General features: G+C 66.1%; 24 protein-coding genes and 1 tRNA gene. 9 read left to right on the plus strand and 16 right to left on the minus strand.

Annotated elements, in window-relative coordinates; genetic code table 11:
- Nucleotides 1-11: 11 nt before the first annotated feature.
- The 3 genes from AC5P7I_RS17225 to AC5P7I_RS17235 are packed head-to-tail and all read left to right on the plus strand — an operon-like array spanning nucleotide 12 to nucleotide 3,209.
- Complete coding sequence (locus AC5P7I_RS17225) at nucleotides 12-701, plus strand: ABC transporter ATP-binding protein (RefSeq protein WP_004137569.1); 690 nt, start codon at nucleotides 12-14, stop codon at nucleotides 699-701.
- A 14-nt stretch (nucleotides 702-715) separates the two neighbouring features.
- Nucleotides 716-1,873, plus strand: a complete 1,158-nt coding sequence (locus AC5P7I_RS17230; protein ID WP_014035671.1) for an ABC transporter permease — start codon at nucleotides 716-718, stop codon at nucleotides 1,871-1,873.
- A gap of 13 nt (nucleotides 1,874-1,886) precedes the next feature.
- Complete coding sequence (locus AC5P7I_RS17235) at nucleotides 1,887-3,209, plus strand: ABC transporter permease (RefSeq protein WP_032956233.1); 1,323 nt, start codon at nucleotides 1,887-1,889, stop codon at nucleotides 3,207-3,209.
- A 96-nt stretch (nucleotides 3,210-3,305) separates the two neighbouring features.
- On the opposite strand, the gene AC5P7I_RS17240 is transcribed toward AC5P7I_RS17235, so the two are convergent.
- Nucleotides 3,306-3,584 (minus strand): YrhB domain-containing protein, encoded by a 279-nt coding sequence (locus AC5P7I_RS17240; RefSeq protein ID WP_019661820.1) that lies wholly within the window; start codon nucleotides 3,582-3,584, stop codon nucleotides 3,306-3,308.
- Between the two features lie 358 nt (nucleotides 3,585-3,942).
- Here AC5P7I_RS17240 and AC5P7I_RS17245 point away from each other — a divergent pair, with 358 nt between their 5' ends.
- A complete protein-coding gene (locus tag AC5P7I_RS17245; RefSeq protein WP_262087962.1) occupies nucleotides 3,943-6,768 on the plus strand; it encodes a TonB-dependent receptor in 2,826 nt (941 codons plus the stop codon).
- Between the two features lie 207 nt (nucleotides 6,769-6,975).
- On the opposite strand, the gene rarD is transcribed toward AC5P7I_RS17245, so the two are convergent.
- Nucleotides 6,976-7,872, minus strand: coding sequence for an EamA family transporter RarD (gene rarD / locus AC5P7I_RS17250; RefSeq protein WP_014645638.1), 897 nt, complete (start codon nucleotides 7,870-7,872; stop codon nucleotides 6,976-6,978).
- Nucleotides 7,869-8,774: a drug/metabolite exporter YedA gene (gene yedA, locus AC5P7I_RS17255; protein WP_262087961.1), complete on the minus strand. Its 906-nt coding sequence runs from the start codon at nucleotides 8,772-8,774 to the stop codon at nucleotides 7,869-7,871. The genes rarD and yedA overlap by 4 nt, the downstream gene beginning before the upstream one ends.
- 223 nt (nucleotides 8,775-8,997) lie before the next feature.
- Here yedA and AC5P7I_RS17260 point away from each other — a divergent pair, with 223 nt between their 5' ends.
- Both AC5P7I_RS17260 and AC5P7I_RS17265 read left to right on the plus strand, forming a co-directional pair.
- Nucleotides 8,998-10,332 carry an MFS transporter gene (locus tag AC5P7I_RS17260; RefSeq protein ID WP_262087960.1) on the plus strand — a complete coding sequence of 445 codons (1,335 nt, stop codon included), beginning with the start codon at nucleotides 8,998-9,000 and terminating at the stop codon, nucleotides 10,330-10,332.
- Between the two features lie 67 nt (nucleotides 10,333-10,399).
- Entirely contained in the window at nucleotides 10,400-10,696 is a 297-nt protein-coding gene (locus AC5P7I_RS17265) for a hypothetical protein (RefSeq protein WP_014645635.1), read from the plus strand.
- A 166-nt stretch (nucleotides 10,697-10,862) separates the two neighbouring features.
- Here the strand turns inward: AC5P7I_RS17265 and AC5P7I_RS17270 are convergent, their stop codons facing one another.
- The 4 genes from AC5P7I_RS17270 to AC5P7I_RS17285 all read right to left on the minus strand — a co-directional run bounded on the left by AC5P7I_RS17270 (nucleotide 10,863) and on the right by AC5P7I_RS17285 (nucleotide 15,553).
- Nucleotides 10,863-12,515: a M28 family metallopeptidase gene (locus tag AC5P7I_RS17270; protein WP_262087974.1), complete on the minus strand. Its 1,653-nt coding sequence runs from the start codon at nucleotides 12,513-12,515 to the stop codon at nucleotides 10,863-10,865.
- A gap of 105 nt (nucleotides 12,516-12,620) precedes the next feature.
- Nucleotides 12,621-13,553: an MBL fold metallo-hydrolase gene (locus AC5P7I_RS17275; RefSeq protein WP_164077831.1), complete on the minus strand. Its 933-nt coding sequence runs from the start codon at nucleotides 13,551-13,553 to the stop codon at nucleotides 12,621-12,623.
- Nucleotides 13,554-13,757: 204 nt separating this feature from the next.
- Nucleotides 13,758-14,054 (minus strand): hypothetical protein, encoded by a 297-nt coding sequence (locus AC5P7I_RS17280; protein ID WP_032956243.1) that lies wholly within the window; start codon nucleotides 14,052-14,054, stop codon nucleotides 13,758-13,760.
- 203 nt (nucleotides 14,055-14,257) lie between these two features.
- Nucleotides 14,258-15,553, minus strand: a complete 1,296-nt coding sequence (locus tag AC5P7I_RS17285) for a tryptophan--tRNA ligase (protein WP_014645631.1) — start codon at nucleotides 15,551-15,553, stop codon at nucleotides 14,258-14,260.
- Nucleotides 15,554-15,661: 108 nt separating this feature from the next.
- On the opposite strand from AC5P7I_RS17285, the gene AC5P7I_RS17290 reads away from it, so the two are divergent.
- The gene (locus AC5P7I_RS17290) at nucleotides 15,662-16,468 is read left to right on the plus strand and encodes a hypothetical protein (protein ID WP_262087959.1); all 807 of its coding nucleotides are present in this window, start codon (nucleotides 15,662-15,664) and stop codon (nucleotides 16,466-16,468) included.
- A gap of 73 nt (nucleotides 16,469-16,541) precedes the next feature.
- On the opposite strand, the gene AC5P7I_RS17295 is transcribed toward AC5P7I_RS17290, so the two are convergent.
- The 3 genes from AC5P7I_RS17295 to rocF form a co-directional block, all read right to left on the minus strand.
- A complete protein-coding gene (locus AC5P7I_RS17295; RefSeq protein ID WP_004153772.1) occupies nucleotides 16,542-16,763 on the minus strand; it encodes a CsbD family protein in 222 nt (73 codons plus the stop codon).
- A gap of 203 nt (nucleotides 16,764-16,966) precedes the next feature.
- Nucleotides 16,967-17,104, minus strand: a complete 138-nt coding sequence (locus AC5P7I_RS17300; protein WP_014035659.1) for an entericidin A/B family lipoprotein — start codon at nucleotides 17,102-17,104, stop codon at nucleotides 16,967-16,969.
- Between the two features lie 160 nt (nucleotides 17,105-17,264).
- The gene (gene rocF, locus AC5P7I_RS17305; protein WP_032956249.1) at nucleotides 17,265-18,185 is read right to left on the minus strand and encodes an arginase; all 921 of its coding nucleotides are present in this window, start codon (nucleotides 18,183-18,185) and stop codon (nucleotides 17,265-17,267) included.
- A gap of 274 nt (nucleotides 18,186-18,459) precedes the next feature.
- Between rocF and AC5P7I_RS17310 the strand changes: the two genes are divergently transcribed.
- Nucleotides 18,460-18,909, plus strand: a complete 450-nt coding sequence (locus AC5P7I_RS17310) for a hypothetical protein (RefSeq protein ID WP_046428110.1) — start codon at nucleotides 18,460-18,462, stop codon at nucleotides 18,907-18,909.
- Between the two features lie 122 nt (nucleotides 18,910-19,031).
- Here AC5P7I_RS17310 and AC5P7I_RS17315 read toward each other — a convergent pair whose 3' ends face one another.
- The gene (locus AC5P7I_RS17315; RefSeq protein WP_134808434.1) at nucleotides 19,032-19,976 is read right to left on the minus strand and encodes an ankyrin repeat domain-containing protein; all 945 of its coding nucleotides are present in this window, start codon (nucleotides 19,974-19,976) and stop codon (nucleotides 19,032-19,034) included.
- 58 nt (nucleotides 19,977-20,034) lie between these two features.
- Nucleotides 20,035-20,397: a DUF3011 domain-containing protein gene (locus AC5P7I_RS17320; RefSeq protein ID WP_080342703.1), complete on the minus strand. Its 363-nt coding sequence runs from the start codon at nucleotides 20,395-20,397 to the stop codon at nucleotides 20,035-20,037.
- On the opposite strand from AC5P7I_RS17320, the gene AC5P7I_RS17325 reads away from it, so the two are divergent.
- Complete coding sequence (locus tag AC5P7I_RS17325) at nucleotides 20,342-21,055, plus strand: DUF5677 domain-containing protein (RefSeq protein ID WP_262087958.1); 714 nt, start codon at nucleotides 20,342-20,344, stop codon at nucleotides 21,053-21,055. The two genes, AC5P7I_RS17320 and AC5P7I_RS17325, sit on opposite strands and share 56 nt — an antisense overlap.
- A gap of 105 nt (nucleotides 21,056-21,160) precedes the next feature.
- On the opposite strand, the gene AC5P7I_RS17330 is transcribed toward AC5P7I_RS17325, so the two are convergent.
- From AC5P7I_RS17330 to AC5P7I_RS17345, 4 genes are all read right to left on the minus strand, one after another.
- Entirely contained in the window at nucleotides 21,161-21,475 is a 315-nt protein-coding gene (locus AC5P7I_RS17330; RefSeq protein WP_046428102.1) for a HigA family addiction module antitoxin, read from the minus strand.
- 176 nt (nucleotides 21,476-21,651) lie between these two features.
- Entirely contained in the window at nucleotides 21,652-21,930 is a 279-nt protein-coding gene (locus tag AC5P7I_RS17335) for a type II toxin-antitoxin system RelE/ParE family toxin (protein ID WP_046428099.1), read from the minus strand.
- Between the two features lie 361 nt (nucleotides 21,931-22,291).
- A tRNA-Thr gene (locus AC5P7I_RS17340) sits at nucleotides 22,292-22,367 on the minus strand.
- Nucleotides 22,368-22,407: 40 nt separating this feature from the next.
- Nucleotides 22,408-23,262 carry an SPOR domain-containing protein gene (locus AC5P7I_RS17345; protein WP_262087957.1) on the minus strand — a complete coding sequence of 285 codons (855 nt, stop codon included), beginning with the start codon at nucleotides 23,260-23,262 and terminating at the stop codon, nucleotides 22,408-22,410.
- Between the last annotated feature and the right edge of the window lie 5 nt (nucleotides 23,263-23,267).

The following is a 23,267-nucleotide window of genomic DNA, read 5'->3' on the forward strand; positions in this document are numbered from 1 at the left end:
GAGAACCACCCATGTCGACCCTGGTTTCACTGCGCAACATCACCAAGACCTACCAGCGTGGCCCCGAGAAAGTGCAGGTGCTGCACGGCATCGACCTGGACATCGCCAGCGGCGACTTCGTCGCGCTGATGGGCCCGTCCGGCTCGGGCAAGACCACCCTGCTCAACCTGATCGGCGGCCTGGACAACCCCAGCGGCGGCGAGATCAGCATCGAGGGCGAGCGCATCGACCAGATGAGCGGCGGCCAGCTGTCGACCTGGCGCAGCCACCACGTCGGCTTCGTGTTCCAGTTCTACAACCTGATGCCGATGCTGACCGCGCAGAAGAACGTGGAACTGCCGCTGCTGCTGACCCACCTCAATGCGGCGCAGCGCCGCCGCAACGCCGAGATCGCGCTGACCCTGGTCGGCCTGGCCGACCGCCGCAGCCACCGCCCGAATGAACTGTCCGGCGGCCAGCAGCAGCGCGTGGCAATCGCCCGGGCGATCGTCTCCGACCCGACCTTCCTGATCTGCGACGAACCGACCGGCGACCTCGACCGCCAGTCCGCCGAGGAGATCCTCGGCCTGCTGCAGCAGCTCAACCGGGAGCATGGCAAGACCATCATCATGGTCACCCATGACCCGAAGGCCGCCGAGTACGCCACGCACACGGTGCACCTGGACAAGGGCGAGCTGGCCGACGCGCCGCTGGCCCACTGACGGAGGCCACGGCGATGAAATACTTCTCGTTGGTGTGGGCGCAGCTGTTCCGCAGCCGTACCCGCACGTTGCTGACCCTGCTCTCCGTGGTGGCCGCGTTCCTGCTGTTCGGCATGCTCGATTCGGTGCGCGTGGCATTCACCTCCGGCGGCAGCGTGGAAGGCGCCAACCGCCTGGTGGTCGCATCGCGGCTGTCGATCACCCAGTCGCTGCCGATCCGCCTGGAGGCCCAGGTGCGGCAGGTGGCCGGCGTGCGCGACGTGGCCTATGGCATGTGGTTCGGCGGCATCTACCAGGACCCGAAGAACTTCTTCCCGAACTTCTCGGTGTCCCCCAACTACTTCGATGTCTACCGCGAGCTGCAGATCGACCCGGCACAGCTGGAAGACTGGAAGCAGACCCGTACCGGCGCCATCGTCGGCGAAACCCTGGCCAAGCAGTTCGGCTGGAAGATCGGCGACACCATCCCGCTGCAGGCCACGATCTTCCCGCGTGGCGGCAGCAACGACTGGCCGCTGGTGCTCAAGGGCATCTACCGTTCCAAGGACCGTGCGCTGGCCGCCAACGAAGAACGCCAGTTGATGATGAACTGGAAGTACTTCGATGAATCCAACGACTACATCAAGAACCAGGTGAGCTGGTACACGGTAACGCTGGACAACCCGGACCACTCTTCGCGGGTGGCGCAGGCGATCGACGCGATCTCGGCCAACTCCGACCACGAGACCAAGACCCAGACCGAATCGGCGTTCCAGCAGGCCTTCGTCAAGCAGTTCGCGGATATCGGCATGATCGTCACCTCGATCATGGGCGCGGTGTTCTTCACCCTGCTGCTGTTGACCGGCAACACCATGGCGCAGGCCGTGCGCGAGCGCGTGCCGGAGCTGGCCACGCTGAAAACGCTGGGCTTCAAGGACAGCACCGTGCTGACCCTGGTGATGGTGGAATCGGTGCTGCTGATCGGCCTGGGCGGCCTGATCGGCATGGGCCTGGCCGCGCTGATCCTGCCGGCCATCGGCCCGAAGAGCATGGGCATGCTGCCGCCGCACGTGCCGACGCCAACCTGGCTGATGGGGCTGGGCCTGATCGTGGTGATCGGCATCATCGTCGGCCTGTTGCCGGCGCTGCGTGCCAAGCGCCTGAAGATCGTCGACGCACTGGCCGGTCGCTGAGGAGAACACAGACATGTTCAAGAGCAAACTCAAGAAGTGGCTGGGCAACGGCGTGACGGTGCTGCTGCTGGCGGTCGGCCTGGTGCTGTGGATCAGCCTGCCGTGGACCGGCGTGCTGGCCGTGACCGTGCTGGTGGCCCTGTGGCTTCTGCTGACCCGCGGGGGGCGACTGGCGCTGGCCGCCACCCGTATCGGCGTGGCCAGCCTGCCGCAGCGCTGGGGCGCGTCCTCGGTGATCGTGGTCGGCATCGCCGGCGTGGTCGGCGTGCTCGTGGCAATGCTGGCGATGGGCGAAGGCTTCCAGGCCACGCTCAACAACACCGGCGATGACACCACTGCCATCGTGCTGCGCGGTGGCTCGCAGGCCGAGACCAACTCGGTGATCACCCGCGAGCAGGTACCGATGCTGTCCACCCTGCCCGGCATCAGCCGCGATGCGCAGGGCCGGCCGCTGCTGTCGCCGGAGCTGTCGCAGGTGGTCAACCTGGTGTCGAAGTCCGATGGCACCGACGTCAACGCGCAGTTCCGCGGCGTGGGCCCGCAGGCGTGGGCGGTGCATGACAAGGTCAGGATCGTCGAGGGCCGCAAGTTCGCCACTGGCCTGCGCGAGATCGTGGTCGGCCAGGGCGCCAAGGGCCAGTTCCGCGACATGGAGGTGGGCAGGACACTGACCCTGGGCAACCAGACCTGGACCGTGGTGGGTGTGTTCGCCACCGGCGATGCGCATGATTCGGAACTGTGGACCGACGCCGATACGCTGGCCACCACCTACCAGCGCAGCGCCTGGCAGTCGATCAGCGTGCGCACCGAGGGCAAGGCAGGCTTCGATCAGTTCAAGGCCGCCGTCGCCGCCGACCCGCGCCTGAAACTGGACGTGGAAACCACCCGCGTGTACTACAGCAAGCAGGGCGGCGGGCTGACCAAGTTGATCGACATCCTTGGCAAGGTGATCGGCACGATCATGGCGGTCGGTGCGGTGTTTGGCGCGCTCAACACCATGTATGCGGCCGTCGCCACGCGCGCCCGCGAAATCGCCACCATGCGTGCGATCGGCTTCCGCGGCCTGCCGGTGGTGACGGCAGTGATGCTGGAGACGATGCTGCTGGCGCTGCTCGGTGGCCTGCTCGGCTGTGCGGTGGCGTGGCTGCTGTTCAATGGCTACAGCGTGTCCACCATCGGCAGCAACTTCAGCGCAGTGGTGTTCAAGTTCCATGTGTCGCCGGAACTGCTGTGGACCGGCCTGAAATGGGCACTGGGCATCGGCCTGGTCGGCGGCCTGTTCCCGGCACTGCGCGCGGCACGTTTGCCGATCACCACGGCGCTGCGCGAAACCTGAGCATCGCGCAGCGGTGGACTGCGCATCACGCAAGGGGACGGAGCGAAGGCTCCGTCCCTTTCACGTTGCCGAACTCAGAAATCCGCCGCCGCAGCATCAGACGGCGGGGCCGCGCGCGGCCAGATGCTGGCGAAGGACCTCCTCGGGCGGATACGCCGTGCCCAGCGCGTGCTGCTCGCCTGTGTGCCGGTCGACGAAGATCGGCCCATTGCCGGCCAATGCATCCGAGATTTCGCCGGATTGCAGGTAGCGCAGCGACTGGAAGCAGAACAGCCAGCCTTCGACCACTTCGTGCTCATGCGTGATGGCAACCGGCTCATCGTCGCTGGCAAGTGCAGCCTCCACGCGACGGCGTGCTTCTTCAAGCTGGATCATTCCTTCGTCTCCTGCCTTCGATGACAAGGCGAAGAGCATTTCATGCGGGCACGTGCATCACAACGCCTGCGCGCCTGCATACAAGCGCGTACTGCGACGCGTTGTCGCAACCACTCAAGCGTGCCAGCTTCGTGCCGCTATCGATGCCTCTGCCCATCGCAAACGCAGCGCGCGTGACGCTGCGCACAGCGCATCTGTGGATTGTTGGTTGCGATTCATTTTCGCGCACGTCCAGCGGCGCCGAGACAAACAGTTACGAATGGAAACATTCTAGAATCGCGCCCCCCACGTTGGTTTGCAGCACCCCACGCGCCCATAGAACGGGCGCTTGTTTTTACCGAAACACGAGATTTCACGGATGTCCCTGAAAACCAATCCGCTGCGCAACGCGATCGTCATCGCGCTGGCCGCCAGCTGCACCACCCCCGCCTTCGCACAGAGCACCAGCGATACCCCGACCAACCTCGACCGCATCGAAATCACCGGCTCGCGCATCCGCCAGGCCAGTGTCGAAACCGCACAGCCGGTGGTCGCGCTCAACCGCGCCGAGATCGAGAAGAAGGGCTACGTCAACGTCGCTGACATCCTGCAGGACATTCCTGCCGCCGGTGCGCCGAGCATGAGCCGCGCCTCGTCGCTGACCTCCTCGCGCGACTTCGGCGGCATGTACGTCAGCCTGCGCAACCTGGGCCCGGAACGCAGCCTGGTGCTCATCGACGGCCGCCGCATGGGCATCAGCGCCGGCGGTTACTCCGACCTGGCCTCGATCCCGTCGTCCATCGTCGAGCGCGTGGAAGTGCTGACCGACGGCGCCTCCGCGCTGTACGGCTCCGATGCCATCGCCGGCGTGGTCAACATCATCACCCGCAAGAATTTCGATGGTGGCGAAGCCAGCGTCTATGTCGGCCAGTACGGCCAGGGTGACGGCCAGAAGCGCGCCTACAGCGCGACCTTCGGCAAGACCTTCGAGCGCGGCTGGTTCAGCGTGGGCGCCGAGCGCACCAAGGAAGATGAGGTGCTGGGCAAGGACCGCGAGTTCAGCCGTTACACCAACGGCCCGCGCCACCCCAACGATGGCCTCAATGGCAATACCCCGTGGGGCTACGTCACCGTCGGTGGCAAGAACCTGACGGTGGGCCCGGGCGGCGACCCGGGCAAGGCCGGCAACTTCCATGCGCCGGACCCGGCTGATGGTGCCAACACCAAGTCGAACATGAGCCTGCTGACCGGCCTGGAACGCACCTCGGTGTTCGCCAACGGTGGCTTCTCGATCACCGACAACCTGCGCATCGTCGCCGACGCGTTGTACAGCAAGCGCGAGTCGACCAAGCACCTGGCCGGTTACCCGTACTCGGTCAGCGCCGCGCAGGCCCGCAATGGCAGCCGTGCCGCCCTGTCCAAGGACAGCGCGTTCAACCTGTGGGGCCAGGATGCGCTGTTCGCGCACCGTACCGAGGAACTGCCGCGCGGCACCGAGAACAACCTGGAAACCAAGCGCGCCAGCATTGGTCTGGAAGGCAGCTTCGAAACCGGTTCGCGGTACTGGGACTGGAACGTCAGCTACATGTACAACCGCAACGAAGGCGAGCGCATCGGTACCGGCAGCATGTACCAGCCGCACGTCAACCTGGCCGTCGGCCCGTCCTTCATGGACGGCAACGTGGCCCGCTGCGGTGCGCCGGGCGCGGTGATCGCCGGCTGCGTGCCGTGGAACCCGGCCGCCCCGATGGGTTACACCGGACCCGGCTCGCTGAGCAACCAGGACGTGCAGGACTACCTGTTCACCCGCTTCGTCGACAAGATGCAGAGCACCACCAAGGTCGCCAGCGGCAACATCTCCGGCTCGCTGTTCACCCTGCCGGCCGGCGACATCCTGGCCGCGATGGGCTTCGAGCACCGCAGCGAAGAAGCCGGCTACACTCCGGACACGATGGTGCAGAAGGGCGAGATCGCCGGCACCAGCGGCCAGCCGACCCGCGGCAACTACTCGCTCAACGAGGTCTACCTGGAACTGCAGGTGCCGCTGCTGGCCGACCTGCCGTTCGCCCGCGAACTGTCGCTGGACATGGCCGGCCGCTACTCGGACTACAACAACTTCGGTTCGACCACCAACAGCAAGTTCGGCCTGAAGTGGAAGCCGATCGACAGCCTGCTGGTGCGCGCCACCTACGGCACCGGCTTCCGTGCGCCGACCGTGGATGACCTGTACGGCGGCACCGTCAGCAGCCGCGACTCGTTCACCGATCCGTGCGATACCTCCTTCGGTACCGCCGCCACCAGCCCGACCGTCGCTGCCCGCTGCCAGGCGCTGAAGGTGCCGGCCAACTTCCGCCAGCTCAACAGCGATGGCAGCGTGGCCACCAAGCCCGGCCAGCAGGCCACCACCGATTTCAGCTCGGGCTCCAACCCGGGCCTGAAGCCGGAAACCGCCAAGACCTGGACCGTCGGCCTGGTCTACAGCCCGGACTTCGTGCAGGGCCTGGACGTCAGCCTGGACTGGTGGAAGATCCGCATCGACAACGCCATCGTCGGTGAGTCGGCCACCAACATCCTGGAACAGTGCTACGTGCAGGGTTCGGATGCCGCCTGCGGCCGCTTCACCCGTGGCAGCAACGGCCAGGTCAACTCGCTGGACCGCTCGCTGGTCAACGCGGGCTACCGCGAAACCGCCGGCTATGACATCAACGTGCGCTACCGCCTGCCGGAAACCGCGTTCGGCAAGTTCGCCGTCAACTGGAACACCACCTACACCGACTACCTGGAGCAGCGCAACGACAGCGCCGCCACCACCCCGGTGGAACAGCGTACCGGTTGGGCCGGCGACTTCCGCGTGCGCTCCACCTTCAACCTGGATTGGCAGTACGGCGACCTCGGCATCGGCTGGACCGCGCGCTACTACTCCAGCATGAAGGAGAAGTGCTCGTACATGGATGAGTGCAACATGCCGGGCTTCAACTCGTCGTACACCAGCGCGTCGCCGACCAACAAGGTGGGCTCCAACACCTTCCACGACCTGCAGGTGCGTTACAGCCTGCCGTGGGATGGCACCGTGTCGCTGGGCGTGAACAACGTGTTCAACCACCAGGGTCCGATCATGTACAGCCAGCCGAACAGCAGCTTCACCTACTACGGTGGCTTCGACATCGGCCGCTTCATGTACATGAAGTACCAGCAGCGCTTCTAAGCCTGCAACCGCCTTCCCGCCACGGCCATCCCTCTCTCCTGGCCGTGGACGGAAGCAGAACGGCGCCCCTCGGGGCGCCGTTCTTTTTTGGGTGGAAGCGGGTCGGATCCCTTCGCCCTGCGAAGGGCTCTGACCCCACGCGACGGATAGAACAGGGTCAGAGCCCTCCGCGTTGCGGAGGGATCCGACCCCGCAGCCCCGCCGGCGCTAGCGCTTGGCGCGCATCGTGCGGATGTTGTCGCCGACGAACAGGATCAGGCCGGCCCAGATCGCGGCAAAACCGATCGCCTTGGCGGTATCGAACGCTTCGTGGAAGAAGAACACGCCCAGCAGCAGCTGCAGGCTCGGTGCGATGTACTGCAGGATGCCGACCAGCGACAGCGGAATGCGCTTCACGCCGTAGGCAAAGCCGATCAGCGGTACGGCGGTGACTGCGCCACCGAAGATCAGCAGCAGGTCGTTGCGCCAGCCCCAGCCATGGAAGAACGCACCGCCATGGCCGTTTTCCGCCCAGATCGCGAAGGCCAGCGCCGGCAGGAACAGGTACATGCTTTCCACGCCCAGGCCGGCCACCGGGTCGACCGAGACCAGCTTGCGCAACAGCCCATACAGGCCGAACGAACAAGCCAGGCCGAGCGCGATCCACGGCGGTGTGCCGGCGTCGATGGTCAGCCAGGCCACGCCCACCGCCGCCATCGCCACCGCCACCCATTGCAGGCGGCGCAGGCGTTCCTTCAGCACCAGCACGCCCAGCAGCACGTTCACCAGCGGGTTGATGAAGTAGCCCAGGCTGGTCTCGATGACATGACCGGCGTTGACCGCCCAGATGTACAGGCCCCAGTTGAAGGCGATGGTCAGGCTCGACACCAGCAGGATCGGCAGCGCGCGCGGCTGCGCGGCGATCTTCTGCCACCAGCCCAGGCGCGAGCTGATCAGCAGCCAGCCCAGCACCAGCACGGTGCTCCAGATGATGCGGTGGGCGATGATCTGGAACGAAGGCACCTCGTTGAGCAGGTGCCAGTACACCGGCACCAGGCCCCAGATCACGAAGGTGGACGCGGTGACCAGCAGGCCCCGGCGTTGTTCTTTCTCGTCCATGCTCATCTCTTTCGCGTCCTTGCCATCGTCAGTACCACCACACCCAGGAGAATCACCGCCATCGCCAGCAGGTCGCGCCAGCCGAAGCGCTCACCGTTGAGCAGCGCGCCGAGCAGCACCGCGATCACCGGGTTGACGTACGCATAGCTGCCGGCCAGCGCCGGACGCACGTTCTGCAGCAGCCACACGTAGGCAGTAAACGCGACGATGGAGCCGAACACGCACAGGTACGCCATCGCCAGCAGGCCACCGGTATCGGGCAGCGTGCTCGGGCGCTCGCCGACCGCCAGGCCGATCAGCACCAGCAGCACGCCACCGCAGATCATCTGCCCGGCCGCGGTCATGAACGGGCCCGGCAGGTCCAGCCCGCGTGCCCACACCGAACCGAAGGCCCAGCCGATCGGCGCGATCAGCAGCAGCACCAGCCCGGTCGGCGAGGCGGTCAGGCTGCTGCCGGCATTGAGCCAGACCACACCGAGGAAGCCGATGGCGATGCCCAGCCACTCACCGCGGCTGGCATGCTGCCCGCGCAGCGCCGAGAACAGCGCCATCCACAGCGGCACCGAGGCCACCGCGGTGGCGGCCAGGCCCGAGGACACCTCACGCTCGGCCAGCACCACCATGCCGTTGCCCAGCACCAGCATGGTCACGCCCATGATGACCAAGTTGCGCCATTGCCGCAGGGTCGGGTTCGGCAGCTTCCAGAACAGGCGCAGCGCCAGGAACATCAGGCCGCCGGCAATGATGAAGCGGCTGCCGGAGACCATCGTCAGCGGCAGTGCGCCGCCGTGCAGGGCCTTGGCGATGCCCAGGTAGGTCGAGCCCCAGACCACATAGACCAGCAGCAGTGCCAGCGCGACAAGGCCACCCCGGGAGGCAGCCGCAGACGAAGAGGGGGGAGCCGACATGACACACCAGGGAGCCGGGGGAAGGCGGATTCTAGGACGTTTTGAGTATGGTCCGGGACCCCATGCGGTGGCACGCTGTCATCCATCCATGCACCCTGCTCTGGTCTGCTACCCCGTGTTGACGGTCGATGCAGTACCAAGAGGGCTGCCCGGCCGCGCCGCCCCAAGGCCGGGCGCCGTTTTCCCTGCGCACGGACGCGCCGCATCGAGGATTCCCACCCAGATGAGCACCACGCCCCAACCTGCTGTCCCCGCGAACGACCGCGCCGCCCTGCGGCGGTCGATCTCCAACACCCTCAAAGGCTCCGCCGGCAATCTGGTGGAGTGGTACGACGTCTACGTGTACTCGGTGTTCGCCGTGTACTTCGAATCGCAGTTCTTCTCGCCCGACGACAAGAACTCCACGATGTACGTGTGGGCGATCTTCGCCGCGACCTTCCTGATGCGCCCGATCGGCGCCTGGTTCTTCGGCCGCTTCGCCGACCGCCATGGCCGCCGCCTGGCGCTGACCGTCTCGGTCACGTTGATGGCGCTGTGCTCGTTCCTGATCGCCATCACCCCCACCGCCGCCAGCATCGGCATCTGGGCCGCGGTCATCCTGCTGTTCGCACGGCTGCTGCAGGGCTTCGCCACCGGTGGCGAGTACGGCGCCAGCGCCACCTACATGTCCGAAGCCGCCATTCCCGGCCGCCGCGGCTTCCTGTCGTCCTTCCACTACGTCACCCTGGTTGGCGGCCACGTGCTGGCCCAGCTGACCCTGCTGCTGATGCTGACCTTCTGGGGCAAGCCGGAAATCTCCGAGTGGGGCTGGCGCATCGCCTTCGGCATCGGCGGCATCGCCGCGGTGGTGGTGTTCTGGCTGCGCCGTGGCATGGACGAGTCGCTGTCGGAGTCGTCCATCGAGGCCGCGCGCGAGGGCAAGGCGCAGAAGTCCGGTTCGATGTACGAGCTGTTCGTGCACCAGTGGCGACCGCTGCTGCTGTGCTTCCTGATCACCGCCGGCGGCACCGTGGCCTTCTACACCTACTCGGTGAACGGCCCGAAGATGATCCAGAGCGCCTTCGCTGGCAACGATCCGATGACCGGCACCCTGATCAACCTGGGCGTGCTGGCCTTCCTGATGGTGCTGCAGCCGGTCGGTGGCTGGCTGTCGGACATCATCGGCCGCAAGACCCTGCTGGTGTTCTTCGGCGTCGGCGGCGTGCTGTACAGCTGGTACCTGATCACCCAGCTGCCGCACCAGCATGACGCCACCCTGGCCTTCCTGACCCTGGCCATGGCGTTCGTCATCCTCACCGGCTACACCTCCATCAACGCGGTGGTAAAGGCCGAACTGTTCCCCACCCATGTGCGTGCACTGGGCGTGGGCCTGGGCTATGCGCTGGCCAACTCGCTGTTCGGCGGCACCGCCCCGCTGCTGTACCAGGGCGCGCTGAAGACCGGCCACGTCGATTGGTTCGCCCTCTACGTGACTGCCACGATCGCGGTATCGTTGGTGGTCTATGTGTTCTTCCTCACCAACAAGGGCCCGAACTGGCTCGACGGCACCCGCAAGTAAGCGCGTTGCCCTGATCGCGGCCACCGGTGCAATGCCGGTGGCCGCTGCGTCTCCCGCTCCTCCACTGATGTGGATCGCGGTGACGCTGGCCGCAGCCACGGCACTGGCCTGGCTGCTGCGCCGCCCCAGCGCACAGGCCGCATGGCCACGCATCGGTTTCGGGATCGCCCTGCTGCTGTTCTGCGCCGCACTGGCGCTGCAGCTGGCAGTGGACCTGGGCAGCGGCCACAGCTCGCTGCAACTGCGCCTGCATCGCGGCGTCAACGGCGGATCGCTGGTCGGCCTGCGCACGATGGTGGCGTGCTATCTGGCAGCGCTCGCCGCCAGCGGCTGGGGCGCGTGGAAGCTGCTGCGCCGGCGCTGACGAACACCCGGTCGTGCCGCCCGCTGGCCGACACCTCCACATTCTTTCGGTCGTGCCGGCCGCTGGCCGGCAACTCAACATTCCTTTGGTAGTGCCGGCCGCTGGCCGACAACCTCATGAACCTCCGGAAAGAGCAGGCAGTTGCCGGCCAGCGGCCGGCACTACCTCAGCGGCGGGCCGCTTCGCTCTTGTCGCGCGCGCCGCGGAACTCCGATTCCTTTTCCCACGTCGGCCAGCGGCGGCTGTTGGCCAGCTCCGCGCCCAGATCGTAGACCAGCAGGGTATCGGCAGCGTGGCCGCTCGGGTCCCAGCGCGGCGTCCAGGCATCGCAGGCCTGGTGGTAGCAATCGGCGAAGTACTTCTCGCGCAGCGCGCGGCCGGCTTCAACCCCACCGTCCAGCTTGTCCAGGCCCGGGCCGATGGTGATTGCCGGCACGCCCAGGCGGGCGAAGGCGAAGTGGTCAGCGCGGTAGAAGAAGCCCGCTTCCAGGTTCGGGTCCGGGCTGTAGCTGCGGCCGCGGGCCTTGGCCACGCGTTCCAGGTCGCCTTCCAGCGAGACCCGGCCTTTGCCCCACGACGCGATGTCGCGGGTCGGGCCATCCGGGCTGAACATTTCGATGTTCAGCACCGCGGCGGTCTTGTCCAGCGGCGCCAGCGGGTGCGCGGCGTAGTAGCTGGCGCCCAGCAGGCCCTTCTCTTCGGCGGTCAGCGCCACGAAGTACAGCGTGCGCTGCGGCTGCGGGCCGGCGGCGAACACCCGGCCCAGTTCCAGCACCGTGGCCACGCCGGTGGCGTTGTCGATCGCACCGCGGCGGATGCGGTCCCCCTTGGCGTCGGGCTGGCCGATGCCGAACGCATCCCAGTGCGCGGAGAAGATCACCGCCTCGTCGCCATGCTCGCCACCGGGCAGCTTGGCCACCACGTTGCGGGTCACCACCTGCTCGCGCTTCAGCGCGAAGTCCACGCTCAGCTTGGCGTTGTCCAGTGCCACAGGACGGAAGTCGGCGCGCATCGCCTTGCGCTTCTCGGCATCGAAGTCGAGGCCGGCGTCGGCGAAAATCGCCTCGGCCAGCTCGCGCTGCATCCAGCCACGCAGCGGCGTGTGCTGCGCCATCGCCTCGTCCTGGCCGCGCTCGATGTCGAACAGCGGCGATGTGCCCGAGCTCTTCACCGTGGCCCAGCCGTAGGCGGCCGGCGCGGTCTCGTGCACGATCAGCACGCCTTCGGCACCACGGCGTGCGGCTTCCTCGAACTTGTAGGTCCAGCGGCCGTAGTAGGTCACCGCCTTGCCGTCAAACGCGCCCGGCGCATCGGCCTCGAAATCAGCATCGTTGATCAGCACCACGGCGATCTTGCCGTGCAGGTCCACGTCCTTGTAGTCGTTCCACTGGCGTTCCGGCGCATCGATGCCATAGCCGACGAACACCAGCGGTGCATCCCTGATCTGCACGCGCTTGCGCGGCTGCAGGCTCTGCAGGGTCACGTCCACGCCATTGGCCAGCGCACGCTTGCCCTGCTTCAGCGACAGGCTGGCCTTGGCCGGGCCGTCCAGCTGCGCGCGCACCAACGGGACCGGCTGCACCCAGCTGCCATCCACGCCGCCGGGCTGCAGGCCGTAGCTGCGGAACTGCTCGATCAGGTACTGCACCGTGCGCTCTTCACCCTCGGTGGCCGGCGCGCGGCCCTCGAATTCATCCGACGCCAGAACGCGCACATGGCGCGACAGCGCCTGCGGATCGATGCCGCCACCCGGCAGGTCGTTGGCCGCATGGGCAAGGCCACCGACGAACAGGCAGGACGACAGCAGCAACACGCGCATCGGATTCACGGCAGTACCACGGCTAGCTTGGAAGTCACCAGAGTGTAACGTGGTCGTGACATCACGGCGCGGCTTGGGCTCGCGTCATCCACGCAGGGCGTGGATCTACCTGCTGATGCGATCCAGCCAGCAGGCCAGGCCCTGTGCGTTGAGCTCGATATCCATCGCCAGCACGGTGGTCACTGCCGCATCGTCCAGCGCACAGCCATGCAGCTGTGCACGTTCCAGATACAGCGCCTGCAACGCGGCCAACAGGCAACGATGGCGGTCCGGTCGACCGTCGCACTGGCGGCCGATGGCGGCCATCGCATCGATCTGCTCGAACAGGTCGCCGGCCAGTTTCTCCACCTGTTCCACACGACCGTAGTGGGTCAGGTACATCGCCTGCGGGCCGTAGCCCAGCATGCGCTGGATCGAGGCCTTCATCGCCTCCGGGTCGAACTGCACCGGCGAGGAGGTCGGGAAGATGAAAGCGCCCTGCACGCTGTCCAGCTCGCGGTAGGAGATACCGAAGGTATCGCCGGTGAACCAGCTGCGGCTGCGCGCATCCCATACGCAATAGTGGTGCAGCGCGTGACCCGGCGTGTGCAGCAGCACCAGCTCGCGGCCGGCCAGATCGATGCGGTGGCCGTCTTCGGCCACCACCACGCGCGACTCCGGAATCGCCTCGATGCGGCCATAGCTGCGCGCGATCTCTTCGGCGCCATACACCGCCGTGGCACCGGCGATCAGCCGGGTCGGGTCGATCATGTGCGGCGCACCGCGCGGGTGCAGCACCGCCTTTGCGTTGGGCAGCTGCTGCATCAGCAGGCCGGCGCCGCCGGCGTGGTCCAAGTGCACGTGCGTGAGCAGCAACCAGTCCACCGCTTCCACGCCCAGGCCGGCATCCGCCAGCGCCTGCAGCATCGCCGGCACCGACAGGCCGGTGCCGCAGTCGACAAACGCGGCGCGGCCGTTTTCAACGATCAGGTAAGCCGCGTCGAAGTCCGGGCGCTGGAAGCCGGTATCGATGGTGTGGATGCTGGGGTCGGCGGTCATCGGCACGCACCTGGCAGGATCGGGAACAGACGCCCATGGTAGGCGCGCAGGCGGCCCGGGTTCGATGCGGCTTTGGTCGGAGTCCAGATTCCGTAGAGCCGAGCCCATGCTCGGCTGCCTTTCTGCCAGACATCAGCCGAGCATGGGCTCGGCTCTACAGAGGGCGCGTGCAGTCGAGCATGGCTCGACTCTACAAAGGCGGGGTTACCGGTCCAGCCAGCGCGGTCGCAGCAGCAACGCCAGCACCAGCACCGCCAGGAACGCGCCGTAGGCGTACAGCACCGCCAGCACCTGCGGCCAGATCGGGCCGGCGCCGGGTTGCACCACGCCGATGCGGTAGCCCCACAGCATCGACACAATGCTCAGCGCGAACGCCAATACCAGGGTGGTGCCATCGAACAGGCGCCGCCGCGCGGTACGCGGCTGGCGCGGGAACAGCCAGTACAGGCTGCCCAGCAGCAGGAACCAGGGCAGGAACAGCAGCAGCGACAACCAGGCCATCGCAGACTCCATGTCATCGCGCCGGCGGCGCGCGGACATCATGCCATGGGTGCTGTGCCACGGTCGTGCCGGCGGGGGCGTCCCTGTAGAGCCGAGCCCATGCTCGGCTGCGTTGCTACCCAGCCGAGCACGGGCTCGGCTCTACAGGGGCGGAGCAAAGTCGAGCATGGCTCGACTCTACAAAGGGCAGGCAGGCCCGGCGATCAGGCCGCTTCGCGCAGCACGGCCAGCGCGGCCAGCACGGCGTCCACCTCGGCGTCCAGCTTGAACAGCTCGCTCTGCAGTTGGTCGCCCTGCTCGGCCTGCTTGATCACGGCAATCAGCTGGCCGGCATCACGCGGCGAATCGAAGCCTTCGCTCTGGATCAGCAGCGTGCCGTCGCCGGCGGTCAGCTTGAAGTAGAACCGGCCGTCCTTCTCGCGGTACTGCTTGAACTGCGGCGGCGCCACGCGGGCCACGCCGGCATCTTCGCTGGCGATGTTGCCCGCCGTGGACAGGTCGCGCAGGCCCACGGCGTGGCGCAGTTCTTCCAGCAGCGGTGCCGCCAACTGCTCGCGCAGCTGCTGCCCACGGCGCTTGAGCAGCGCTTCGATCTTCTCCGGCTCGGCCATCAGCGCGTTGTAGCGCTCGCGCAGCGGCGACAGTTCACTGTCGATGCGCTCGAACAGCTGCTGCTTGGCGTCGCCCCAGCTGATGCCGGCAGCGAACGCCTTGGCGAACTCTGCGGTCTGTTCCGGCGTGGCGAACGCCTGGTACATCTGGAACAGCGCCGAGCCTTCGGTGTCCTTCGGCTCACCCGGTGCGCGCGAGTCGGTCAGGATCGAGAACACCAGCTTCTTCAGCTCCTCGCGCGGCACGAACAGCGGAATGGTGTTGTGGTAGCTCTTGCTCATCTTGCGGCCATCCAGGCCGGCCAGCGTCGCCACCTGCTCATCGATCACCACGTCCGGCAGCGGGAAGTACTCCTTGCCGTACACGTGGTTGAAGCGCTGGGCGAAATCGCGCGCCATCTCGATGTGCTGGATCTGGTCACGGCCCACCGGCACCTGGTTGGCCTTGAAGATCAGGATGTCGGCGGCCATCAGCACCGGGTACATGAACAGGCCGGCGCTGACGCCTGCGTCCTCGTCCACGCCTTCCTCGCGGTTCTTGTCCACTGCCGCCTTGTAGGCGTGCGCCCGGTTGAGGATGCCCTTGCTGGCGATGGCGGTCAGGAACCACATCAGCTCGGTGGTCTCGCGGATGTCGCTCTGGCGGTAGAACCACACATGCTCCGGGTCCAGGCCGCAGGCCAGCCAGCTGGCCGCGATCTCCAGGGTCGCGCGCTGGGTGCGCTGCGGGTCCTGCGACTTGATCAGGCTGTGCAGGTCGGCCAGGAAGAAGAAGCTCTCGATCCCCGGCGCGCGACTGGCCGCGATGGCCGGACGGATGGCGCCAACGTAGTTGCCCAGGTGGGGCGTGCCGGAGGGGGTGATGCCGGTAAGGACTCGGGTCGTCATGACTGCGTGGGGTAACCTTCGATGAACGGGGCCAGTTTACCTTGCACGCCACCAACCCCGTCAGGGCCTGCGGCGCGTTCATTCACCCAACCCCGCTGGAGACGCCCGATGAAACGCCTGCTGCCCCTGCTGCTGATCCTGCCCCTGGCCGGCTTCCGCCCGGCGCCGCCTCCGCCACCGGCCTACGAAGGCGGCCCGGTGCGCATGACCCTGGTCGACCGCGACCGTGGCACCGAATTGCGCAGCTACCCCGCCGAGGGCCAGCGCTGGGTGGCCGGCGAGCGCGGCCACCGCTACGCCGTGCGCCTGTACAACGACAGCCCGCGCCGGGTGCTGGTGGTGCTGTCGGTGGACGGCGTCAACGCCATCTCCGGCGAGGATGCCGATCCCTCGCAGACCGGCTACGTGCTCAACCCCGGCCAGCGCGCCGACATCACCGGCTGGCGCAAGAGCCAGGACGAAGTGGCGCAGTTCGTGTTCAGCAGCCCCAGCGGCAGCTATGCCAGCCGCACCGGCCGCCCGGACAACATCGGCGTTGTGGGCGTGGCGGTGTTCGAAGAGGCACGTCGCTGGCGCCCCGAGCCGATCCTGCGCCGTGGCCTGCCGCTGCCGGCCCCGGCGGCCGAAGCGGCGGCCGATGCCAGTGCCAGTGCCAATGCCAGCCGCATCGAAGGCTACGCCAGCAAGTCGCAGGCCCCAGCGCTGGGTACCGGCCACGGTGCGCGCGAGCAGTCCTCGGTGCGCGATACCGACTTCGAGCGCGCCAGCCGCAGCCCCGCACAGGTATTGCAGCTGCGCTACGACAGCGCCCGCAACCTGCGTGCGCGCGGCATCCTGGTGGATTCGCCCTCGCGCCTGCCGCGCGAACCGCAGGCGTTCCCCAACCGCTACGTGCCGGACCCGCCGACGCGCTGATCGTCCCGCGCAGACAACACGACGCCCGCAACCTCACGGTGCGGGCGTCGTGTTGTGGGGGAAACCGAAGCGCTTACTTGTAGTCCGGGTAGTCCTTGCTCACCGCGTCCTGGAACTCGCGCACTTCCTTCTCCGCACGGTCCTTGGCCCAGCCATAACGTTCCTGCAGGCGACCGGCCAGATACTCGGCATTACCTTCGGCAACATCGAAGTCGTCGTTGGTCAGATCGCCCCACTTGGCCTGGGCCTTGCCCTTCAGCTGCGACCACTTGCCGGAAATGATGTCTTTGTTCATTGCTGGGAGTCCTTGGTTGCAACGGCGTTCTTACCGTGGCTCCAGCTTCGCGCAGCGGCTGTTGAGTACCGGTCAACCGGCAATGAAATACATGCTCACCTGCTTGAATGGTTCACTCCGCTTCGACGGCCATGCGGCAAACAGCGCGCACAAAAAAGGCCGGGAAGATTCCCGGCCTTTTCGCTTTCCAATCCGCGCCGGGCTCACTTGCCCTTGGCGGCGTCCTCAACTTTTTCACCGGCCTTCTGCACGTCCTTGCCGGCACCGGCAACGGTATTGCAACCGGCCAGCAGGGCCACCGAGAACATCGACAACAGCATCAGGGCAACTACGCGCTTCATGGGCTTCTCCTTGGGTTCGCCGCTACACCGCTTCATTCGCGGATGGGGTTCTGTCGCTCGGCGGGAGGGCACACTGCCACCGCCGCCGCGTGAAGTGCAATCTGGCGGCAGCGGCGTGGAGCGGGTGTGAACGGATCGGCGATCCGTTCAGGCCAGGCCCTCAGTCGCGCATCAGGGTGGACTTGCCGAACAGGCTTTCGACCAGGTCCACGGCCAGTTCGGCGGTGGCATTCTGCTTGTCCAGCAAGGGGTTGAGCTCGACGATGTCCAGCGATCCCATGCGCCCGGTGTCGGCGATCATCTCCATCACCAGCTGCGCCTCGCGGTAGTTCACCCCACCCGGCACCGTGGTGCCCACGCCCGGCGCGATGCTCGGGTCGAGGAAGTCCACATCGAAGCTGACATGCAGGTGAGTGTTCTCATCGATGCCGGCCAGCGCCGCCTCCACCGCGCGCTTCATGCCGTTCTCATCGATGTAGCGCATGTCGTACACATCCACCTTGTGGGTCTTGATCAGGCGCTTCTCCTCAGGGTCCACCGAGCGGATGCCGATCTGGTGCATCTGCGCCGGGGTGATCGCCGGTGCGCTGCCGCCCAGGTGGGTCAGCGCCTCCGGGCCGAGGCCGCACAGGCAGGCCACCGGCATGCCGTGGATGTTGCCCGACGGGGTGACATCGCTGGTGTTGAAATCCGAGTGCGCATCCAGCCACAGCACGCGCAGGGTCTTGCCCTGCTCGCGGCACCAGCGCGCGACGGCGGTGATCGAACCGATCCCCAGGCAGTGGTCGCCGCCGAGCATGATGGGCATGCGGCCGGCCTGCAGCTCGGCGTAGCTGGCTTCCATCAGTGCATGGTTCCACGCCACCACTTCATCCAGATGGCGGTAGCCTTCCACCGGCGCGGTCCACGGGTTGCGCGGGCCATCCAGATTGCCCACGTCACGCACGTCCACACCACGCGCTTCCAGCGCCTCCGGCAGGCCCGCCACGCGCAGCGCCTCCGGCCCCAGCCGTGCACCGCGATGGCCCGCACCGACGTCGGTGGGAACGCCAATCAGGGATACGGAGATGGGATGGGCCATGGGTGCCTCCTGCGGTGGGGAAAAAGAAGCACAGTCTAGCCAGAGCTGTGTGACACCACTCGCGGCGGTGCAGCAGGGCAATGCCCGGATCGCCGCGAGCACAAAGGCGCCCCCGTCAGGCATTCCAGCGCTGAGCGGTCGGAAACCCGCCCTTCCTTGATCCACTTCACACCCGAGTCGGCATCGCCTCTTACCCACGGCGGTCCTTGTGTCCACCCTGCGTCGGCACCCGGACGGTGCGGCTTCATTTCCCCAACCCTGGAGAACGACGCACATGAAACATGCACTCAATGGATTTGCGGTACTGGCAATTGCCCTGGGCGGACTGTTTCCGGCAGCTGCCAATGCCTCCTCGCAACGCATCACGCATACGGTGACCACCGACGCGTATCCCATGCAGACTGCCAGCGCACGCCAGGTGCTCGACTGGGTGGCGCAGCGGGTAAAGCCGTCTTTCGCCCCACAGGGCTACGGCAACGTACAGGTGGAACGGCGTGCGTTCTCCGTAGGGCGCGCGTCTGCACGCGCGGATGAATCGATTCCGGGAAAGCTACCGGAGCAGGGCATTCCCGGTGAAATCTACCGGGTGGAAAACCTGCTTCCCGACGGCTCCCTGCAGACGTGGGAATTCACCTGGGTGGAACCCTCGTCCGGCCATGGCGGCGGCTGGGATGTCACCGGCTACACCTACAAGAAGGGAAATGACCCGGTAAACCAGCAGTAACGGGACGGGGGCAATGTTTGCCGCATTGCCCCTTTAGACTCCCGGCCGACGGCGGTCATGTCGGCCTGCGACGGCCTTTACGGCGGCGGAAAATTGGTGACCGACCGTTTGGCGGGCCGCGCTTAGAGGATCGCCGACGACCACTTTTCAACTCGGAACGGGCGCCTTTTCAACACGTCGATACGCCACTGTCCACTCACGCGTCTGAGTACGAACAAGTGCTCGTAACGCAAGGAACTCGACTTCTGAGGATCGTCGCGTACCAGCACTTCCGCCTTCGAGATCCCAAGCCTCGCAACTGATACCAGTAGGTCATCCGGCACATACCGTCGGGGGCTGCCGACTGAAATTCCAGTCGAGTACACACGTTGGCGGTCGGTGCACCAGGCTGTCAAAATATCCGCTTTCTCCTGCTGGAAGCCGGAGCTTCGCAGAAGGTTGCCACCGGACCGGGAATCCTTGTAGCCACGCGTTTCCCATTCGTAATAGGCCAACAAATAGCCACGCACCACTGAGGCGGGTTCACCTTCGGCGTCTGGTTCGGGCCACTCAAGCGCCGGCGCCTCTATCAACGGCGGCGGCAACTGCGCCCCCGCCAACTTCAAACGCGCCACTACGTCTTCGTGCTTGCGGGCATCAGCCATTGCCAGTGCGTTTGTCCCCTCGAAGTTCAACGGTGCGACGGTAGCTCCGCTATCCAGCAACAGTTCGACCATCGCGAGATGGCCGCCCGAAGACGCCAACATCAGCGGCGTGTACCTCGATTCCGGCGAAGCAGCATCCAGCAATGCACCGCGAGCAATCAGCACACGTCCGATTTCCGTATCGCCTGCGTTGGCAGCCCAACCCAGCGCGGTGTAACCCAGTGCAGTGCAGGCGTGCTGGATGTTGGCGCCACGATCCAGTAACCGCTCCACCGAGTCAGCCTTCCCGGCGATCACAGCCGATAGCAGCGGGGTGCGCCCCGTGCCTTTGTGCTGCCACTCGATATCGGCACCCTCATCCAGCAGCGCGTCGATTCGGGCGAGATCCTGCTTCTCAGCTGCTTTGGCCAGAAGATGGGACATATAGGTGCCACCAGACGGGTGTATGGGCGGTCACCATAAGGCCGCTGGCGCGATGAACTCAACCGCCGCGGCGACGAACCGGCGTCAGGCTCTGCACCTGGCCGTTGTTGCGCATCATGCACAGGAAGCGGCCATCGGGATAATCGATGATCAGTTCCTGGTAATCGCTGCCCACCGGCATCCGGGTCACCAGCGTGCCCTGCGCGCCCTTGCGCATATTGCAGGAGCCCAGCGCGGTATCACCCGCCGGCGCGCTGTACGCCACTTTGGACACATTGCGGAACACCGCCCGGCACCCGCCGTTCACCCATACCGAGTGCCGCGACAGGCCCCAGTTCCCGGCCACCCAGGCGATGGTTGCGGAGATGCGCGCTCCACTTGATGCCCCTGGACGACCGCAATGCGCCCTATTCCTGTCTATCGCAGAGCAGTTTGAGGCGACGGTCCTGCTGGCTCAGGCCGGATTGACTACTCATGCCGGCGTTCATGTCCGCTCTATGTTGGAAGCGCTGGCTGACGTGTACCAGCTTGCTTCCAAGAGCGATCACGTGCGGCGAATGCGCTACGAGCAGGCTCATGGCGAGAAGAAGCTCTACGACCGGATGCTAGCCACCGACCTGCTGGAGCCGCACGACCGGGCGATGCTGGAGGCGCGCTTGGCTGAGTGCTTGACGCGCTATCAGCCTTTGCATGAAGAGTTCCGCAGGGGTAAGCCTTCCCAGGCCGATCACTTCATCGCAGCAGGGCTGCCGGAACTGATTGGGCCATACACGATGCTATGCAGCTTCACCCACAGCGATCTGACTGCGTTGGCGCTCCGGCACCAAGGCGAGCGCGGGCTGATCCTTCGCGCGCCCGTAGCATACGACGTGTTGTTCCTCGTCCTCTCGCTCGCCACCTACTCGCTGGTCCATGCTGCACGTGCACTCGAAGCGGTGGTCTACCTATCCGAAGGGAGCTACGACCTTCACATGGCGAGGCTGGAAGCGCTACCGGACGAACTCATGGTTCTCAGGCCCGAATTGCCGGAGGCCGACCAGGCAAACGAAAGCCGCCCGGAGGCGGCTGGTGCACAGTGAAGTGCGGGCAACAGCCGCGCAACAAAAAGCCCCCGCCGTGAGGCAGGGGCTTTGGTCGCTACAGAAGGCAAGGAAGGGTAACCTTCCTTCTACCGAGGTTTGGGCTTATGCCGCCCGAGGGGTGATTTCGTCGATCACATCGGCCAACTCAGCACTGGTCGTCACCAGGTCGTAGTTGGCCTGCAGGTTAAGCCACACCTCGGCCGAGGTGCCAAAGTAGCGCCCAAGGCGCAAAGCGGTATCGGCAGTTACGCCGCGACGCCCTGCGATAATGTCGGAAACGCGGGCCGGGGTAACGTTAATTTCATGGGCCAGAGCGCGGGCGGACATACCCAGCGGGGCTAGAAACTCGACGGACAGGATCTCTCCCGGGTGAATTGCGGGGAGCGCGGTGGCGGTTTTCGCGTTGGCGCGTGTCATGGACTTGATAGTTTCGCCGCACGTTGCGTGCGCGGCGCCTCCTATTTGAGTGTGAATGCTTACGGAATGTTCCAATTGTGTGAAGCTGAAATTCGATTCTTAAATGAGACTCTACGTGATGGACTGAGGGTCTTACTTGGGAGGCCCGCGCCGGTGTTAGCCGGCGCTCACTCTCCTTAGTGGTAATCGGTGACTTCTACATCGTAGGCGTCACCATCCTTCCATTTGAAACAGATGCGGTACTGGTTGTTGATGCGGATGCTGTGCTGCCCAGCTCGGTCGCCTTTCAGCGCTTCCAATCGGTTGCCGGGCGGTGACTTCAAATCTTGTAACGTCACCGCAGCATTCAGGTACACCAGTTTGATCTGAATCTGCCTCTCGATACCTGCCAGAGGTTTGACCTTCTTACCGCTGGCTATTCGTTCGGTATCCTTACTTCCATACGTTTTTATCACCGGCGCCTCCTTTACTCGTAGCGACAGGCGTATCGTATACCGATACACGGTACACTGCAACCCCCCCCCCCCTCTGGACAAAAACACACCTCCCAGGCAGATGCCCATTGAGGTGGACCAGCAGCCCTTAAGCTGCGGCGCCCAGGTCGAAGGGGTTGAAGCGGATCACCTCATCGCCCAGCCATTCGTTAAGCGCGGTCAGCCGCGTCTGCAGGGGTGACAGTTCCATTGCAGTCCACACGGTCGCCGCCTCGCGGATCGAGCCCCGGTAATTTTCCCGGTAGACGTAAAAAGGCCAGCGCCCCGCGCTGGCCTTTTCTATTGAAACCCCTATTTTCAAGGCGTTTCGGCGCTTCCCATGTGGTGCCGCTTATCCGAATCGAACGGATGACCTACTGTTTACAAGACAGTTGCTCTACCAACTGAGCTAAAGCGGCATGGGTGGTGCACCGGCGGCAGCGCCGCGGTCCGGGGATTCTAGCGCAACCGCGTGCAGTCCAGCGACCGGCTCTGTGCCGCCCCGCTGCGCTGCTGGGCCTGGGCCGGCTGCGTGCCCGCCGCCAGCTGTCCTTCCAGCCACCATTGGCCGGCGTCGCCGCTGGCCACCAGGCGCGGCTGGAAGCCGGCGGCCTGCACCGCTGCCATGCGGCGCTCGGCGCCTTCGTGATTGCGGTACTGGCCCAGCGCCACGGCGTTGGCCTCCTCCCCCTGGCTGATGATGTAGTAGTCGCTCAGGCCGGCGGCGACGATACGTTTCACGGTGGCCTGCGCTTCATCACGGTTGGCGGCGGCCGGCAGCATCACCCGGTAACGGGCGCTGCCGCTGGCAGCGGGCTGTTCGCGCAGGCGCGCCTGGCTGAGCAGCGCGCCGGCCTTGCCTTGCGCAGTGGTCGCGGCGGCGCGGTCGGCGAACGGACCCAGCGCGACGCAGCGCGGCGGCTCGGCGGCCGCGGGCGGGGTTACGGGCTTTTCCGGTGCCGGAACGGGTGCAGGCGGTGTTGCCGGCTTGGCGGCGGCAGCAACCGGCGCAGCGTCAGCCGTCTGCGGCTTGGGAATTTCCGGCTTGGCCGGCACGGCCGGCGCGGGTGCGGGCGTCGCAGCCACTGCGGTCTTCGCGGCCGGTTCGCGCTCCATCAGCGGTGCGGTCGGGGCGGCGGCGGTGGCCTCGGCTGCGGCATTGGCATCCGCGCCACCGGGCACCCAGCGCAGCTCGGCGACGCCAGCCGGTTGCGGTGCAGGCGCAGGCGGCTGCGGTGCATCGCGCAGCAGCCACCAGCAGGCGACGCCAAGATTGAGAACGGCCAGTACGACGATCAGGGCACGGGTCAGCATGCGCG

This window comes from Stenotrophomonas sp. YJH_SMC_138 (assembly GCF_059369855.1).